Origin of the sequence: Kosakonia sp. S42 (genome assembly GCF_016624785.1) — a bacterium.
Taxonomy (GTDB): domain Bacteria; phylum Pseudomonadota; class Gammaproteobacteria; order Enterobacterales; family Enterobacteriaceae; genus Kosakonia; species Kosakonia cowanii.
Genome location: NZ_JACVTW010000015.1, coordinates 48,595 through 65,628, shown reverse-complemented (window position 1 = coordinate 65,628; position 17,034 = coordinate 48,595). Strand labels below are relative to the sequence as shown.

General features: G+C 52.2%; 17 protein-coding genes and 3 pseudogenes. 8 read left to right on the top strand and 12 right to left on the bottom strand.

From position 1 onward, the window contains the following. Positions 1-129 precede the first annotated feature (129 nt). Positions 130-1,782, top strand: a complete 1,653-nt coding sequence (gene dauA / locus IAE50_RS16715) for a C4-dicarboxylic acid transporter DauA (protein WP_200580769.1) — start codon at positions 130-132, stop codon at positions 1,780-1,782. On the opposite strand, the gene IAE50_RS16710 is transcribed toward dauA, so the two are convergent. Beyond that, positions 1,768-2,823: a MerR family transcriptional regulator gene (locus tag IAE50_RS16710; RefSeq protein WP_200580760.1), complete on the bottom strand. Its 1,056-nt coding sequence runs from the start codon at positions 2,821-2,823 to the stop codon at positions 1,768-1,770. The genes dauA and IAE50_RS16710 overlap by 15 nt on opposite strands. A gap of 115 nt (positions 2,824-2,938) precedes the next feature. Further along, on the bottom strand, positions 2,939-3,214 hold the full coding sequence (gene ychH, locus IAE50_RS16705; RefSeq protein WP_042711688.1) for a stress-induced protein YchH: 276 nt from the start codon (positions 3,212-3,214) through the stop codon (positions 2,939-2,941). A gap of 271 nt (positions 3,215-3,485) precedes the next feature. On the opposite strand from ychH, the gene pth reads away from it, so the two are divergent. The 4 genes and pseudogenes from pth to IAE50_RS26745 all read left to right on the top strand — a co-directional run. Then, positions 3,486-4,070: an aminoacyl-tRNA hydrolase gene (gene pth, locus IAE50_RS16700; protein WP_023478596.1), complete on the top strand. Its 585-nt coding sequence runs from the start codon at positions 3,486-3,488 to the stop codon at positions 4,068-4,070. A 125-nt stretch (positions 4,071-4,195) separates the two neighbouring features. After that, positions 4,196-5,287: a redox-regulated ATPase YchF gene (ychF, locus tag IAE50_RS16695; RefSeq protein ID WP_042711685.1), complete on the top strand. Its 1,092-nt coding sequence runs from the start codon at positions 4,196-4,198 to the stop codon at positions 5,285-5,287. Between the two features lie 74 nt (positions 5,288-5,361). Beyond that, positions 5,362-5,826 carry a tyrosine-type recombinase/integrase gene (locus IAE50_RS16690; RefSeq protein WP_200580759.1) on the top strand — a complete coding sequence of 155 codons (465 nt, stop codon included), beginning with the start codon at positions 5,362-5,364 and terminating at the stop codon, positions 5,824-5,826. Between the two features lie 141 nt (positions 5,827-5,967). Further along, positions 5,968-6,114: pseudogene (locus IAE50_RS26745) on the top strand (hypothetical protein); the annotation flags it as partial. 11 nt (positions 6,115-6,125) lie between these two features. Here the strand turns inward: IAE50_RS26745 and IAE50_RS16680 are convergent. From IAE50_RS16680 to IAE50_RS26640, 7 genes and pseudogenes are all read right to left on the bottom strand, one after another. Beyond that, positions 6,126-6,668 (bottom strand): HEAT repeat domain-containing protein, encoded by a 543-nt coding sequence (locus IAE50_RS16680; protein WP_200580758.1) that lies wholly within the window; start codon positions 6,666-6,668, stop codon positions 6,126-6,128. Positions 6,669-6,750: 82 nt separating this feature from the next. After that, complete coding sequence (locus IAE50_RS16675; protein WP_200580757.1) at positions 6,751-7,026, bottom strand: hypothetical protein; 276 nt, start codon at positions 7,024-7,026, stop codon at positions 6,751-6,753. Positions 7,027-7,109: 83 nt separating this feature from the next. Beyond that, positions 7,110-7,384: pseudogene (locus tag IAE50_RS16670) on the bottom strand (Rhs-family protein); the annotation flags it as partial. Between the two features lie 16 nt (positions 7,385-7,400). Further along, positions 7,401-7,874 carry a hypothetical protein gene (locus IAE50_RS16665; protein ID WP_200580756.1) on the bottom strand — a complete coding sequence of 158 codons (474 nt, stop codon included), beginning with the start codon at positions 7,872-7,874 and terminating at the stop codon, positions 7,401-7,403. Positions 7,875-8,007: 133 nt separating this feature from the next. Next, the gene (locus IAE50_RS16660; RefSeq protein ID WP_200580755.1) at positions 8,008-8,478 is read right to left on the bottom strand and encodes an SMI1/KNR4 family protein; all 471 of its coding nucleotides are present in this window, start codon (positions 8,476-8,478) and stop codon (positions 8,008-8,010) included. A 133-nt stretch (positions 8,479-8,611) separates the two neighbouring features. Beyond that, on the bottom strand, positions 8,612-8,884 hold the full coding sequence (locus IAE50_RS26045) for an HNH/ENDO VII family nuclease (RefSeq protein WP_309228092.1): 273 nt from the start codon (positions 8,882-8,884) through the stop codon (positions 8,612-8,614). Beyond that, a pseudogene (locus IAE50_RS26640) lies at positions 8,864-9,144 on the bottom strand (RHS repeat-associated core domain-containing protein); the annotation flags it as partial. The gene IAE50_RS26045 and the pseudogene IAE50_RS26640, both read right to left, overlap by 21 nt. A gap of 158 nt (positions 9,145-9,302) precedes the next feature. Here IAE50_RS26640 and IAE50_RS16645 point away from each other — a divergent pair. After that, positions 9,303-10,511, top strand: coding sequence for a hypothetical protein (locus IAE50_RS16645; RefSeq protein WP_232045439.1), 1,209 nt, complete (start codon positions 9,303-9,305; stop codon positions 10,509-10,511). Positions 10,512-10,691: 180 nt separating this feature from the next. On the opposite strand, the gene IAE50_RS16640 is transcribed toward IAE50_RS16645, so the two are convergent. The 3 genes from IAE50_RS16640 to IAE50_RS16630 all read right to left on the bottom strand — a co-directional run bounded on the left by IAE50_RS16640 (position 10,692) and on the right by IAE50_RS16630 (position 13,477). Then, positions 10,692-11,333, bottom strand: coding sequence for a response regulator transcription factor (locus tag IAE50_RS16640; RefSeq protein WP_076769950.1), 642 nt, complete (start codon positions 11,331-11,333; stop codon positions 10,692-10,694). Continuing rightward, a complete protein-coding gene (locus IAE50_RS16635; RefSeq protein ID WP_232045438.1) occupies positions 11,330-12,808 on the bottom strand; it encodes a PAS domain S-box protein in 1,479 nt (492 codons plus the stop codon). Before IAE50_RS16635 ends, IAE50_RS16640 begins: the two co-directional genes overlap by 4 nt. Before the next feature lie 123 nt (positions 12,809-12,931). Continuing rightward, complete coding sequence (locus IAE50_RS16630; protein WP_042713537.1) at positions 12,932-13,477, bottom strand: RNA polymerase sigma factor; 546 nt, start codon at positions 13,475-13,477, stop codon at positions 12,932-12,934. Positions 13,478-13,755: 278 nt separating this feature from the next. Between IAE50_RS16630 and sctW the strand changes: the two genes are divergently transcribed. Together sctW and sctV are read left to right on the top strand one after the other, a co-directional pair. Continuing rightward, on the top strand, positions 13,756-14,898 hold the full coding sequence (gene sctW, locus IAE50_RS16625) for a type III secretion system gatekeeper subunit SctW (RefSeq protein WP_200580754.1): 1,143 nt from the start codon (positions 13,756-13,758) through the stop codon (positions 14,896-14,898). 10 nt (positions 14,899-14,908) lie between these two features. Next, complete coding sequence (sctV, locus tag IAE50_RS16620; protein ID WP_200135293.1) at positions 14,909-17,032, top strand: type III secretion system export apparatus subunit SctV; 2,124 nt, start codon at positions 14,909-14,911, stop codon at positions 17,030-17,032. Positions 17,033-17,034: the final 2 nt, after the last annotated feature.

Below are 17,034 nucleotides of genomic sequence, written 5' to 3'. Positions count from 1 at the left end.
ATACTGCATATCAAACCCGCTCCGGCGGGTTTTTTTAACCCTCTTTTTTATTTGTATGATTTATTAATTAGTTAGACTACGCTTCGCAAAAGAGTGACTCCTGTGAAAACGTTACTTTCTCCCCACATCATGCCTTTCCGCGCGCTGATTGATGCCTGCTGGAAAGAAAAATATACCGCCGCCCGCTTTACCCGCGACCTGATCGCCGGGATCACGGTAGGCATTATCGCCATTCCGCTGGCGATGGCGTTGGCGATTGGCAGCGGCGTCGCGCCGCAATACGGTTTATACACCGCCGCCGTCGCGGGCATTGTGATTGCCCTGAGCGGCGGGTCGCGCTATAGCGTCTCTGGCCCGACAGCAGCGTTTGTAGTGATCCTCTACCCGGTTTCGCAACAGTTTGGCCTCGGCGGCCTGCTGGTGGCGACGCTGATGTCCGGGGTATTCCTGATCCTTTTCGGTCTGGCGCGTTTTGGCCGCCTGATTGAGTACATCCCGCTCTCCGTGACCCTCGGGTTTACCTCCGGGATCGGCATTACCATCGGCACCATGCAGATCAAAGATTTTCTCGGTCTGCAAATGGCCCATGTGCCGGAGCATTACCTGCAAAAAGTGGGCGCACTGGTGATGGCGCTGCCGACCATTAATCCGGGCGATGCCGCCATCGGCGTGGTGACGCTCGGCACGCTGATCCTCTGGCCGCGCCTGCGTTTGCGCGTGCCGGGGCATCTGCCGGCGCTGCTGGCCGGTTGTGCGGTGATGGGGGTGGTCAACCTGCTTGGCGGCCATGTCGCAACTATCGGTTCGCAGTTTCACTATCTGCTGGCTGACGGCAGCCAGGGCAACGGTATTCCGCAACTGCCGCCGCAGCTGGTGCTGCCGTGGGATCTGCCTGGCTCGACCTTTACCTTAAGCTGGGACTCCCTGCGCGCCCTGTTGCCCGCGGCGTTTTCCATGGCCATGCTTGGCGCGATTGAATCCCTGCTCTGCGCGGTAGTGCTCGACGGCATGACCGGCACCAAGCACAAAGCCAACAGTGAGCTGATTGGCCAGGGGCTGGGCAATATCGTCGCGCCCTTCTTTGGCGGCATTACGGCTACTGCGGCGATTGCCCGCTCGGCGGCAAACGTGCGCGCCGGTGCCACCTCACCCATTTCGGCGGTGATCCACTCCCTGCTGGTGATCATGGCGCTGCTGGTGCTGGCTCCCCTGCTCTCCTGGCTGCCGCTCTCGGCGATGGCCGCGCTGCTGCTGATGGTGGCGTGGAATATGAGCGAAGCGCATAAGGTGGTTGATCTGCTGCGCCGCGCGCCGGCCGATGACATTGTGGTGATGCTGATCTGCATGTCGCTGACGGTGCTGTTCGATATGGTGATTGCTATCAGCGTTGGCATTGTCCTCGCCTCGCTGCTGTTTATGCGCCGCATCGCGCGCATGACGCGTCTTGCGGCGGTGAATGTCAGCGTGCCGGATGATGTGCTGGTGCTGAGAGTCATCGGCCCGCTCTTTTTCGCGGCGGCAGAGGGGCTGTTCAGCGATCTGGAGACGCGTATCGCCGGAAAACGCATCGTGGTGCTGAAGTGGGACGCGGTGCCGGTGCTGGACGCCGGTGGGCTCGATGCCTTCCGCCGTTTTGTCAGCCGCCTGCCGGAGGGCGTGGAGCTTCGTGTCAGCAACCTGGAGTTCCAGCCGCTGCGCACCTTTGCCCGCGCCGGTATTCAACCCATCCCCGGCAGGCTGGCCTTCTTCCCGAACCGCGACGCGGCGTTAGCCGATCTCTGATCCCGGCGCGCCGTAACGGGCGCGCATCATCACTTCAATTGCCCGCTGGAGCCACTGCAACACCGCGGGCGTCATCCAGGTGCCCTTCATCAGATGCGGCTCCTGCTCCATCGCCGTGCGAAACTTCTGCTGCGTCTGCGGATCGCGCCCGGCATAGGACTGAAATAGCTCCAGCCAGTTTGCCGCCAGCGCCTGCGCCTCATCGCTTTGCGGATCAAGCGCGCGGCGGCTGGCATCGTGCAGTTTTGCCACCAGCGCAGGCCACTCCATCATGCGGTCGAAGTAGTGTGCGCGGGTGAAGGCCATCTCCTGCGGCGTTAAGTAGCGCTGCCAGATAGCCAGCTTGCTCTCGGCAAAACTGCGGGTGATGTACTCGGTCATCGCAGGGGTAATGCCGGTCTGCTCGCGCATCTGCGGTTCAGCGCTGTGCATCTCATTAAGCCGCGTTAAAAACTCCGGCTTCTTGGCCGTATCCTGCTCAAGACGCGTCATCCAGCGGGTCGCCAGATCCATCGCCTGCGCATCATCCGCTGCCACGTTGTTGTCCATCAGTGTTTGCGCTTCGCTAACCAGCGTCGCCCAGACGCGGTCACGCGCTTCATCCCGGGCGGCAAACGGTAACTCGTCTAACTCCTGCGGCGTAAACCAACGATCGTACATTTTCATCAACTCCAGTGTCTGTAGCCATGACTCGAGGTCGGACTCCGCGCCGCGGGCAAGACCATCCCGGAGATCGACAAGGCGATCGCGCAGGGTCACGATATCGCGCACCTGCCTGTCGAGCCGGGTAATCTGGTCATTTAACAGTTCAGCCAGCGGGCGCGTTTCCCGCGCCAGGTAGTCGCCAATTGCCGCCAGTTCCATCCCCGATTTTGCCAGCGCCTGAATCAGCTGCAGGCGCTTCACATCAGCGAGGTTATAGAGCCGGTAACCGGCGGCGCTTCGGGCAGAAGGCAGCAGCAGGCCAATATGCTCATAATGATGAAGGGTGCGAACGCTAATGCCTGCGCGCCGCGCCAGCTCACCTACCTGAATTAACATAACTGCTCCTTTCGTGCTCCACAGACGCCACTTTCGCGCCTCACGTTACGTGAGGGTAAAGCAAAAGACCAAAAAAAACGGCTCCCGCAGGAGCCGTTATCGAAATCAGTGCTGGTTAGCCGTGGTTTTGCCGGTCGCGACGGCAGCGTTTGTCATAGTGACGCACCCACCAGTATTTGTCGCACACCTCTTCATGGCCGCTGACGCGCGCGCCTGCCAGCCAGAGCACCGCGCCAAGGAAGATGCTGAGCACCGCGCCGTGGGCGAAAAACTGTGGCAGGTTAATCTGCGGAAGCTGGTTGAGAACCGAATACCCGACGCCGACAACCATCACAATTAACCCCAACCCCATGAGCGCATTGCCGAGTAACGACGCGTTTCTACGTTTCATGTGTCACCTCCGAACAGTGGGTTGGATGGGATATCCCCAATCCTTGTGTGCAAAGTATAGACAGCGCACTTTTTGGCGGTTGCGGGCAGGATCACAATTACACATATCCGCCTAACATAAATTTACACATAACACCATGAACTCGTTGAAATTCGAATGGTTGAGGTGAGTAATCATTCCCCTTCACGGCTCATCGGATGTGAGAATTTTGTCATCGCGCGCCTCTCGACGTAAACTACGCGCCGGACATTGACCTGGTCAGGAAGAGAAAGTGACGATTAAACTGATTGTCGGGCTGGCAAACCCCGGCGCGGAGTATGCCGCGACACGCCATAACGCTGGCGCATGGTATGTGGATTTACTGGCGGAGCGCGCCCGCGCGCCGTTACGCGACGAGCCGAAGTTCTTTGGTTTCACCTCGCGCATTCAGCTGGCGGGCGAAGATGTGCGCCTGCTGGTGCCCACGACATTTATGAACCTGAGCGGTAAAGCCGTGGCGGCGATGGCGACCTTTTACCGTATCAATCCCGACGAGATCCTCGTGGCGCACGATGAACTCGATCTGCCGCCCGGGGTGGCAAAATTTAAGCTTGGCGGCGGCCACGGTGGGCATAATGGCCTGAAAGATATCATCAGCAAACTGGGCAATAACCCCAATTTTCACCGCTTACGCATCGGAATTGGCCATCCGGGCGATAAAAACAAAGTTGTCGGTTTTGTGCTGGGTAAACCGCCGGTGTCAGAACAGACGCTAATCGACGATGCGGTAGACGAAGCGGCGCGTTGTACCGAAGTGTGGCTGAAAGAGGGGCTGACCAAAGCCACCAATCGCCTGCACGCTTTTAAAGCGCAGTAAGCGCGCCCAGCGCCTTTTTTGCCGCGCATAACATTGGTTATGTGTATACTAGGCGCAGTTTTTCACTTTTCGACAATCCGTTTTTAATAACGGGTTGATTATCAAGAGATTAAGGTAATTACATCATGGGATTCAAATGCGGTATCGTTGGTCTGCCTAACGTAGGTAAATCCACCCTGTTCAACGCGCTCACCAAAGCGGGTATCGAAGCGGCGAACTTCCCGTTCTGTACCATTGAGCCGAACACCGGTGTCGTACCGATGCCCGATCCGCGTCTCGATAAGCTGGCGGAAATTGTTAAACCGCAGCGCGTTCTGCCGACCACCATGGAGTTCGTTGATATCGCCGGTCTGGTAAAAGGCGCCTCCAAAGGTGAAGGCCTCGGCAACCAGTTCCTGACCAACATCCGTGAAACCGAAGCCATCGGCCACGTTGTGCGCTGCTTTGAGAATGACAACATCATTCACGTCAATAACAAGGTCGATCCGGCTGACGATATTGACGTTATCAATACCGAGCTGGCGCTGGCGGATCTGGATACCTGCGAACGCGCAATCCACCGCGTGCAGAAGAAAGCCAAAGGCGGCGACAAAGATGCAAAAGCTGAGCTGTCTGCACTGGAAAAATGCCTGCCGCAGCTGGAAAACGCCGGTATGCTGCGCTCGCTGGATCTCTCTGCTGAAGAGAAAGCGGCTATTCGCTACCTGAGCTTCCTGACCCTGAAACCGACCATGTACATTGCTAACGTCAATGAAGATGGCTTCGAGAACAACCCGTACCTCGACACCGTGCGCGATATCGCCGCGAAAGAGGGTTCCGTGGTGGTTGCCGTTTGCGCCGCCGTTGAGTCTGACATCGCCGAGCTGGACGATGCTGACCGCGATGAGTTTATGGCTGAGCTGGGTCTGGAAGAGCCGGGCCTGAACCGCGTCATCCGCGCCGGGTATGAGCTGCTGAACCTGCAAACCTACTTCACCGCTGGCGTGAAAGAGGTACGCGCATGGACCATTCCTGTCGGCGCAACCGCTCCGCAGGCGGCCGGTAAAATCCACACCGACTTCGAGAAAGGCTTTATCCGCGCCCAGACCATCGCCTATGAAGATTTCATCGCTTATAAAGGCGAACAAGGCGCGAAAGAAGCCGGCAAGATGCGTTCAGAAGGGAAAGAGTACATCGTTAAAGATGGCGATGTGATGAACTTCCTGTTTAACGTCTAAATATGATGTGTGGTCTTATGGGGTTTTGCTGAATCTCATACGCATCACCAAAACGATAAAATCCACGCAACTGCGTGGATTTTTATTTTTATCGGTATGCTCCCTATCAGAGAGATCATCATCTTGATAACGGACTGTGGACCATCCCAGCAACGCGCATGAAAGCTGTTAGGGAAAATATTATTCCCATCCCAGGCCCTCAACATGCTCAAAACATTACAAGGATTAACCAGGCATGGCAGCACCTTTTTCCGGGAAGGGAAAATCCACCAGGTCCAATGACATCGCACTCTCTTCGTCAGCTAGTGAAAAGCCTGGGCTGGAGTGGTTCTTATAGCCCTCATGCAAGCCGAACCACAGAAAGTACCCGTTTAGACGATAGGGGCTATCGAACTGATGCTATTGAGGCCAAACTTGCGCACGCTGATACCAATAATGTTCGTCGCACATACAACCATGCAACCTATCTTGATGAGCGTAAAGTGATGATTCGGGAATGGGAGGATATGTTGGACAAATGGGTAGCAGGATCCAATTAGAACTTAATGCACTTAGTGAACCACAAGATAGAACTCATTCCTCAAGAGCCACTTTGTGCCAGGAGCGGACGTTGTTAAGCCCGCCTTCACCTCGCGCTGCCTCATTTTCAAAGCTGATGCTGCGCGACACCCGAATATTGCAAAAAATGGATTGCCAACATTTCAGATGTAACCAGCCTTGTCAAAAAGATAAAAGGATGCATAGATACTGGGGACATACATTTAGCAATTTCGCTTCTCCCTCAAGAACGGCCTTATAAAATTCAAGCCGGAAACCGGCTTAAATAAAAATTTATTTTCTAATCTAAAACACCGTAAGACTTTCCAACCTGTACTGCTTTACTATTTATTTCAGGAATGGGATTTCTTGACAATGCTTTTAATTTCTCAACAGCGTATTTAGAACCTATTTTCGCTAAAGCGTATATACAGTTCCATGTCAACATGTAATTATCGTCCTCTCTGTCATCAGCCAAATAATCATATTCAGATAAAGCACAGTTATATAGGGCATTTACTGCATCATCGCTTTTAGCCTTTATTTCAACTAAAGCCCGCACAACATCATCATGTTTATAATGAAAATCATCACCCAAAAGATGTATCAAGATATCTTCATGCTTGCTTGTAAATCCAAAATGAAAGCCAATATATAAAGCGTATTCAACTTCTTTCAGGTCTGTAGAAGAGTGCGCATTTTTTAAAATGTCATCTATAAAACACTCAACATTTCCGTGAGTACATGGGAAAAGTTTTAGAAATTCTTCATCTGTTATTTTTCCAGATCTAAGCGGCTTATTATTAACCACGGAAAGCACTAAGTTCTTTTGCTCTGAATTCATTATTGCCTCAACACATTAAAAGAATCGATACCATCGTTAAAGATTTTTAAAGCAGCGCCCCCTTCCCTTCGAGGACGAATATTTATCTGGTCATCATCGCCTTTAAATCAAGCATTTTCAACCCCCAACCTTTTGATTTTACTGGGCTTGGTATATCAGGATGTGTTACAGCAGACAGATCAGAATTATCTCTAATGCCAATACCTTCTAACTGTGCTCGCGTACCTGGTTTTAGATTGAATTGTACCAATATCCCGTCATAGTCTTCTGAAAATTCACGGGTTGGAGATATTGTTGTTTCGGTTGTAGCAGGCATACGTCCTGTTTTTTGTAAAACAGCAAAATCTTCTTTTGACATGGTCCTGTAAAAAACATTCTCATGCGGTGGCTTATAACATGCAACTAACCCCAACGGATCCACCCACATAGCTGTAGGTATTAATCCCGATCGAGTTTCAGCCCGCCCAGGCGCAGCAGCAGGTTGTGCCACACCGGGTTACGGTGTTCTTCGGTGCGGTTGCCTGCCGGGTCCCAGAAGAAGCGCTCTTTTTTCTGCGGTTCGACGGCCTTTGTCACCTGCCCCGCCGCGTCGTAGACCACAGGTACTGGCTGTACTTCTCGCCCGGCATGGCGGGCGTCGCGTCGGTGTGTATCTGCTGGACTCTCTGATCGGTGCGGTCCCAGCGGTAGCGGCGCTCGAAAAGCAGTTCGCGGCGCATTCCGCCAGTAGGGCTAGTAAATTATTAGCTCGCCCTGGGGCCACTGACCGGCCCAGCCACAGGGCATATGACCTTGCTCATAAATAGAAATAAGATTCATAAAAAAAAGTGACTTATTTAAAAGGGGACTATAAGCATCCTCTAATAGATAATTTAATAAATCCCACTTTATATTACTAAGCAAAGCCTTTTGATTCCCTCCTATAAGAGGGATTTGTGGAACTATTTTACTTTCAATGATAATAGCAGCAGCATCTGCGAGCTTGTTCCATTCAAGAAAAGCATTGACATGTTTTTTCGCCAACCAACCTGTGATATTATTTCGGGCTTCTAAAGTAACATTTTCCCACTCTTCACTTTCCAGATTAATTTGAAAAGCATTTATATTTTTAACGCGTATAGTGTCAGGAATAGAGCTATATTTTCCTGCGTTTGAAAGCCAATTGATTCTTAATAACTTTTCGATCGATGCCTGGTTTATATTCATAATTTCATCTGATTTATTATGCCTGGAATTCCTGGGACACTCATGCCACCGAGAGCGTCATACTGAATCCTGCTCTGGATACCATACCTTAAAGCATGGTTAACACGGCGCGCATGTAAGCTCTTCAAAGATATTATAAATCTTCCAAAGACTTTTTAGTTTCACAAACCAAAAAATCTGCAAAAGTCTTAGCCACGATTTTTTTACTGCCATCTCTCTTGAATGATAAGTCTGTTTCCACTACTGCTGCCTCGCCACCACTTTGAACAGATACGTCAATAGAAAATAGTGGGCCATAACCAGAGGATTTTATCAAAATCATATTGTTATCAATATCGCCAAGTTCTCTGGCCTTAAGTGTTGTATACCTGACATCAGGTGCAGATTGTGCGGCCAAGCCTAACTTTGAGATGCCATAAAATGACTCTCCATTAAATGAAAGCGTCCCATATTTCTCTAAAAAAAACTTATATGTGGGAGGGAATTTAACCTTAAGCTCTTTCTCATAAAGCTCAATTACATCCTCAGGGGCGGGACCACTTCCTTGCGCCTCCTCACCACTTGCACTAATTAAATCATCAAGTTCTTTATAAAAATCAATCATTTAGCCCCCTAAAAGTCCAGCACTCAGCTTTCCAATATTTTTTCTTCCAGCGATTAAATGGCCGTCTATTCATAGAAGGCGGTGCACTACTATAGGTTCGAAGGATACCACCAGGACCAACCCAAGTTTTATCTCACTGGTTAGAATACATATGCAACACGGTGTCATTCTTGCTGCGATGACTGCTTAATATTTCAACCATAGCCCCGAGTTCGTCTTGGGCGAGATGGTGTAAGTTCAATTCTAAACCATCATGGCCTATAGGCGCGTTTCCAGCATGCATCCTCTGAATATTAGTCAAACCATCAGCATCAACGTAATTAGGATCAAATAAATTATCCCTCTGGTAAACTTTTCTTCCTTCTACCTTTTTTGGTTTCCAGCAACTTAACCCCAACGGATCCACCCACACCAGCGGATCACCCACATAGCTGTAGATATTCAGCCCGCCCGCTAACCCAATCGGATCCACCTGCGTATAACGCCCGGTCACCGGGTCGTAGTAGCGGAACAGGTTGTAGTGCAGCCCGCTTTCGCGGTCGAGATACTGCCACGGAAACACAGGTTCTGCGGCACCTACCACTATGGTACGCTGAGTTCGAGCTCCGTTTTGCCCCTTATGCTGAACTGCCCGCGCCGAACGGTCTGGTCGTCAGCGTCCGTTATGGAATAACATTGTTTCTGTAACACATGCAGATATATGCGGGTCTGACAGCAGAGAAAGACCTGCTCGCTACATCTGGTAGAACTAGGTGTGGCTGTTCGCTCTGACTTCAGGAAACCGGACGTCAGGTGAGTTCAAAAAAATAATCAGGAGTAAAAACATGGACAATGAAGACTATAAAAAGACACTGCGAAAACTGCGGATCTGGCTTTTATCATTCCTTACCCCGGCGTTAGTCTCAACGTTTATTGCGGCACTTTTCATATGGGCGCATTTAGCGCGGATAGGGCAGCCAGGCCTTTTTTTTGAGAGCCTCTCTTTTTCTTCATTATTCAGTTATCTGATGGTCTTTGCCTGTATCAGTTTAATCCTCTTTTGTGTGGTGTTCTTTCTGCCTTCGATGCTGACTGGGCTTTTTTTTTCATATAATCAGGTCGACAGTAGTCTGGCGGAAGAACAAACCGAGAACAATATCAGAATTATACTGCTCACTTCGTTATTTTCCGTGCTGATATTTTACGGCTATATTTTTCTTTCGCTTTACACAGGAAAGGATGTCACACAGAACAATTACGTTCAGATGGGTATTATCTGGCTGATCAGCATTTTACTTTCTTTATGGTTCAATCTCGGGATGACTCGCAGGAAAATTGCCGGCGAGCGTAACAGGAAAAAAGCAGGCACAGTCATTTTCGCGCATATCCTGCAACCTGCCCTGTGTGCGGTGACTGCATGCCTGTATGTTTTCCCTCTGGAGCTCTTTCTCAGAACTCTCGAATTTCCGGAAGGTACAGGCCAGGTCAGACAGGCGGTGACTGTTATCGTCTTATCCATATTTCTGATTATCTTTTCACTGATTCCTGGTACTGTTTACCTCAGGCTAAGAACCCGCACAAGTTTGTTACGTCAGATGGGCGTGGTGAGTGGGGTTATGGCCGCGATAATGTTTGTAATCTGTACATTAGTTCATATGGTACCTGCTATCATATTGACAATGTTTCTTAATACATCAGGCATCATGGATCTGCGCCCCCATGTATATGGTGTACCCACAGCTTCTTATCCCGCAGAGTATTTCAGAGACCCTACATGGCAAGAGGAAAGATCCTCTGATGACAAATACTATTTGCTGAAGGCAGTGAAAATTTATGCTCTTGGTGATATACAGCTCATCTGCCCAGTTAACGTCATCGCGTCATACAAAAACAGCCTCCGATATCAGGTGCTTGATACCGAGTTTGATGACAAAGTTCGAGGGAAGCTTCAGGACGCAGTTTCTCTTTGCCGCAAAGTCAAAAGCCAGGAATTATTAACGCTTGAGAAATTATCTCGGGACAAAAAGGAAAATTTAAAAAACGATAACGCTTGACGATTATGTTGTCTTATGAGGTTTTGCTGAAGCTCATACGCATCACAAAACGATAAAATCCACGCAACTGCGTGGATTTTTGTTTTCATACCCTATCTTCAATCTCACTACTGCACCGCTAAAAATGAGGTCGGGCATGTAGCAATATAATTGCCCCCCGTCAGGCGTTGGCGAAAGATCTTATTGCACCAGGTTATGCCGCAGGGAATATTTGACGATATGGGCGTTATTGGTGAATTTCATCCGCTTCATCATGCGTGATTTATAGGTGCTGACGGTTTTATTACTGATGGAGAGCGCATCGGCTATCGCATTAATCGACTCGCCGTGGGCCAGCATAATCATTATTTGCCGTTCGCGCATCGTCAGGCTCTCATGCGGCGCACGATTATTACTCTGGTAGTCGGAAAAGATAATTTCCTGCGCCAGATCGTGATCGATATAGCGTGATCCCTGCGCCACGGTGCGGATCGCTTTGAGTAAAATCTCTGGCGACTTATCTTTGGTGATATAGCCCAGCGCGCCATTATTTAACACCCGCCGGGCAATTTGCGGTTCGTTAAACATACTCAATACCAGAATACGCAATTGGGGATAGAGCGGTATCAGGCGGGTGATCAGATCTTCCCCGCTCATGCCCGGCATCGAAATATCCAGCAGCAGCAGATCGACGTCGTGCTGGCGCAAGCGCTCCAGTACCTGGCCGCTATCCGGCGCTTCACATACCACTTCGATAGTGTCATCGAGTGCAAAAATTTGCTTCAGGCCCTCGCGCATGATGGCATGATCGTCGGCAATCATCAGACGTATGCGTTCACTCATCGATCTATCCTCCTGGTTTTCGAACAGGATGGTGCTGATTTAACGCTCACAGAGAGAGGGAACTTCAGTTTAACCCGTGTTCCTTTACCGGGTGTGCTATTGATGGTCGCCTCGCCGTTTAGCATGCGTCCGCGCTCCTCGATCCCGTGCAGCCCGCAGGTTCCTCTCTTCACACGTTGCAGATGAAAGCCTTTGCCGTTATCGACAACTTCGATAAGCAGCGCATCCGGCTGGAGTTTGACAAAGATATAGACATTGCTGGCGCTGGCATGGCGGGCGACATTGGTAAGGGACTCCTGAACCACGCGAAATGCCGCCGTCAGCGTCGCATCATCCAGCACCACGGTATGCTCGTCGGGCGCTAGCAAAATGCAGCGGATACCGTTGTTTTTTATAAACTGATCGCGCAACCACTCCAGTGCCGGAATCAACCCGAGATTGAGCACGTTGGGCCGCAAACGGGTTGAGACATCCCGAACCACCTGAATAGTGCTGTCCAGACGCCCCATCAACTGCCCGATCTCCGCCTGCTGTTCGTCGGCAGACTGATCTTTACGCATCGCCAGCAGCGACAACCCGGTACGCAACGCGGTTAAATGCTGGCCCAGCTCGTCATGAATATCACGCGCCAACTGTTTTTTTTCCGCTTCCCGCGCCCGCTCCAGATTATGCGTTAGCTGCCGCAGCTCCTCTTCGGTCTTACGGATAGCGGTAATATCTCGCCCCACCGCCAGCACGCTCATTATCTCGCCGCGCAGATCATATTCCGGGACGCAGCGCACATGCAGGGTACGTTTCTCCCCGTTGCGCTTTACCACCAGCTCATCTTCGGCACTGTTTTCATCCACCATGGTGCGCGAAACCAGCTTAAACAGGCTCAGCCCGACGCCCCCGCGCGGCACGCTTTCGGTCAGCGGCACGCGGCTGATATCGTTTTCGCTCAGGTTAAACCAGTTACGCACCGCCAGGTTGGCGTAAACACAGCGGGTCTGCAAATCAAACCGTAAAATGAGGTCGGGAGAATTTTCCACCACCCGGTGCAGCTGTTTTTCCCGCAGTAGCTGCTGCTCTTTCTGCCGGCGAATTTCATGCATATCGCGAACAATACATAATATATGTAGCTCACCCTCCTGGTTATATCCGCTACAGCTCGCCTCGACGGGAAAAACATTATTCCGCCCGGTATGCTGCGACGTAAATGTTATCCCTTCAGGACGGGTACTGAGTTTCCACCACAGGGCAAACACATCACTGTCACGCAGTTCTTTATCAATAATATCAAAGCTGAGTTGCGAAAATGCCTCGCGGGAATATCCCGTCAACTGGCAGGCTTTTTCGTTGACATATTTGATACGCAGCTGGCTGTCTATCAAATAAATCGCATCATGGATTTTGTCTAAGGCAATGTTGGATAAGCCGCTGATATTAACCTCATGATTATCAACCTGCCCGGTTACACCCTGTAAAAGCATCATTCCCTCCACGGATATATCATGCCGCAGAGAATAGCGTCCCGACGGCATGACAGTCATAACCCGCTAAATATTAATGAGCTAATAATCTTAGCAGCTAATTTGTCGTTTTCAGCAAACCAGGATTCAGGCGTAAATTCTCCCTTTTAGCGTCTCTCGCGCCCGTGAAAGCCGCGAGCGCACGGTCCCGACCGGGATAGCTAACTGCTGCGCAATATCCTGATAGCTACCCTCCTCCTCCACCAGGATTGAGAGCATAACCTTAACGTCTTTCGATAATATTTCGATGGATGCCAGCGTATGGCTAAGGAGCTGCCTGTTTTCTGTTAAATCGCTGGGATCGTCATCCAGCAGCAGATCGGCGGTAATCTCATCATCCAGCCTGTCGAACAGATAGTGGCTCTGTTTCGATTTGTAGTAGTTACGGATCAAATTAACGGCAATACCAAACACCCAGGTCTCCGGCCGGGACGCGCCACGGAACTTATGCCGGTTACACAACACTTCCAGACAGGTCATTTGCAAGATGTCATCAGCATCCTCCTGGCTGGCGATACGTTTACGAATGAAGTTTAAGAGCTTCTTATTATGCGTAACGAAGATCTCATCCCAGTTCACGTTCATCGCGAACGGTGACTCTACGACAGTGGACACGAGCGTTGAATTGATCATTTTCTTGTCTCTCTGATAGGTAGCAAATGAGTGCGCTGCTACTTAGCAAGAGATATGCCACCCGCCATTCAAGAAATAACCGACTGTTTATAAAAGAAATTAATTTCTAATACAGAGTTTTCCGAGCCAGTTTTTACCTCCCCAGACCGCTGCGTTATGCAAAAAATTGCATTGGTTACCCAATGAAATTATTCACATTTTTTTTTCCTGCTTTTCAGGGAACCGACAGGCGCGCTTTGACACAGAAAGAGGGTAATGACCACTGAGGATGGCTGGCGATGCTCAAGATACAACATGCGATACCGGCGCTGGCGCACTCGCTAAAAGCCCTGCATAAAAACACGCCACAAGCGGCAGGCAAAACCAACGTGCCGGACAATGTCCGCGTGCGGGCAGAGTCATTAAATGACGCGATGGAAGAGATTGGCGCGGCGTTCAGTGAAAAGATGGAGCGTAAGCAAAAGGCGCAGGAGCGCCGTAATGCGTTACGTAACCAGCTGCGTGGCAAGCATGCGCTCAGCAAAGTTGGCGAGCTGAACGAACTCTTTTCCCTGCTCGATGGCGGCGATGAACAACAAGCCCTCGAGCAGATGGAGTGGCTGCGTAACGCCCTGCGCCAGAACCCGCCGCCGGAGAGCGACACGCTGCTGGAGAAGACCGGCGGCGATCCGGCGCGCACCGCCCTGCTGCTGCGGATGCTCGGCGAGCAGGCAGCGGAGGAAGGCGACGGAGAACTGGGCACTCGGGCCGCAGCGCAGCTGGAAAAGCTTGAGCAGACCCACGGCCAGACCATCCGCGCAGGCAACAATACGGCGTCAGCCATCGCCGGGTATACCAGCGACCCGCAGCGTAAACAGTCCCTGCGCAACCTCTATTACGACGGCATCGTCCACCAGCAGTCCGCCCCCATGATGCTGGATATGCTGCTGGAGCTTATCGGCTCACGCCATCTGTTACCGACGCTGCGTACCCTGCAGCGCGCGCTGGCGGATGATATCGCCGCCCTTGCTCCCTCGATTAGCGTGATCACCCTCGGCCGAATTCACCGCGGGCTGCGCGATGCCGCCGGGATAAGCCAGACCCTGAGCGACAGCACTACCTTTTTGCAGCGCATGCGCAGCAAACTGCCCGCGGTTGCCATGAACAGCCTGACGCTGGCGCGCCGGATGCTACAAATCAGCCACAACGGCGCCTACCACAGTGATTTCACCGGTCTGGCGGAGGAGATTGTCGGCCAGAGCAAGCAGCATCTGCCGCTCTTTTTTAGTTCGCTTTTCCCGCTGCTGCACGGCGTGCCTGCCTCGCTGTGGCCCGCCCAGGAGAACCGTAACAACGCGTTGAAATTGCTGCGCGGCATGATTACGGACGTCACTAAAACTGAACAGCAACAGCAGCGCCGCAACCGGAACGCCGCGTCGTGAGGCACCCAAGATGAATACCCTGTTTCAGATCTTAAATCGAATCGCCATCAGCGCCATGCAACGCTCCGAAGTGGTTGGGGCCGCTTTTGCTATGGCGCTGGTGTTTATGCTGATCATTCCCTTACCGCTGCCATTAATTGATGCGCTGATTGCATTAAATATCTGCCTCTCCTCTCTGCTGGTGGTGCTGGCGATGTATCTGCCGAAGCCGCTGGCGTTCTCCACCTTTCCCGCCGTGCTGCTGCTGACCACTATGTTTCGCCTGGCGCTCTCCATCTCCACCACCCGGCAGATCTTGATTCAGCAGGACGCGGGCCATGTGGTGGCGGCTTTCGGTAACTTCGTGGTGGGCGGCAACCTTGCGGTCGGGATGGTGATGTTCCTGATCCTCACCGTGGTGAACTTCCTGGTGATTACCAAAGGTTCCGAAAGGGTAGCCGAAGTGGCGGCGCGCTTTACCCTTGATGCGATGCCCGGTAAGCAGATGTCCATCGACAGCGATCTGCGCGCCGGTTTGATTGATGTGGTGCAGGCCAAAAATCGCCGTAATGAGCTGGCAAAAGAGAGCCAGTTGTTCGGGGCGATGGATGGCGCAATGAAGTTTGTCAAAGGCGACGCCATCGCCGGGCTGGTGATTGTGGTGATCAACCTGATTGGCGGCATCAGTATTGGCGTGCTGCAACTGGGTATGCCTGCCGGTGAAGCGATGCATATCTACTCGATTTTGACCATCGGTGACGGGCTGATTGCGCAGATCCCGGCGCTGCTGATCTCGCTCACCGCCGGGATGCTGATCACCCGCGTCTCATCAGACAATGAACAGACGGTCGATAACAATATTGGCCGCGAGATTGCCGAGCAGTTAACCAGCCAGCCGAAAGCCTGGCTGCTCTCCTCAATGGGGATGGTGGGTTTTGCCCTGCTGCCCGGTATGCCAACGGCGATTTTTCTGCTGCTGGCGGCGCTGACGATGATTAGCGGCAGCTTTCAGATCTGGCGCGTCCGGAAGACCCTGCGCCTGGCGCAGCCACAAATGGAGAATGAGGTCATCCCGCCGGAGCTGAACGGCAAGGAGGATTTGCGCCAGTTCAACCCTACGCGCCCTTACCTGATCAATTTCCCCTCATCATGGCGCGGCCATCCGGAGATGCTGGAGCTGGTGCAGGATATTCGCCGCCTGCGTAACCGCATCGTTTACCACTTCGGCTTTACCCTGCCCGCCTTCGATATCGAATTTCTCGACCAGCAGACGGAGGATGAGTTTCGCTTCTCGGTGTATGAGATCCCGAAAGTGATCGGCACATTTAACGTGACCCACCGGGCCGTGAAACGCCGCTGGCTGGATGAGATCCCATCAGCCGACAGGGAGAGCGTGGTTGAGGGCGATGAGCGGCGTCAGGAGGGCGATCTTATCTGGCTGGCGGCAGATCATCCGCTGCTGCAAAACGAAGAGGTCGAGCGCTGGACGGCGCGGGAAATGCTGGTAAAGCGCATGGAGAACGCGATCCACGCCAGCAGCCCGCACTTTATCGGGCTACAGGAGACCCGCGCGCTGGTGAGCTGGCTGGAAGCGGAGCAGCCGGAGCTATCGCAGGAGTTACAGCGCGTGATGCCCATTTCTCGCTTCTCCAGCGTCCTGCAAAAACTGGTTTCCGAGCGTATTCCGCTGCGTTCGGTGCGGGCCATTGCCGAAGCGCTGATTGAGCATGGGCAGCATGAGCGCGACATCTGTCTGCTGACTGACCAGGTGCGCATCTCACTAAAAAATCATCTCTGTTATCAGTATGCCCGCCCGGACGGTCTACATGTCTGGCTGCTGACACCGGAGCTGGAAGAGCAGTTGCGCGACTCGCTGCGCCAGACGCAAAACGACCTCTTCTTTGCCCTCACCCATGAGCAGATCACCGCCATTCTCTCGGTCGTCGCTAACGCCTTCCCGGTCGACACGCCGGAAAGCGCCGTGCTGCTGGTGGCCCAGGATCTGCGCAGCCCGATGCGCGGGCTTATCCAGGAAGAGTTTCACTATGTGCCGGTGCTCTCGTTTGCAGAGCTACAACCTAATCTCGCAGTAAATGTGCTGGGGCGTATAGAGCTTGATCCGGCCGCTTACTCGCTTACCACGTGGGAGAGTTGATC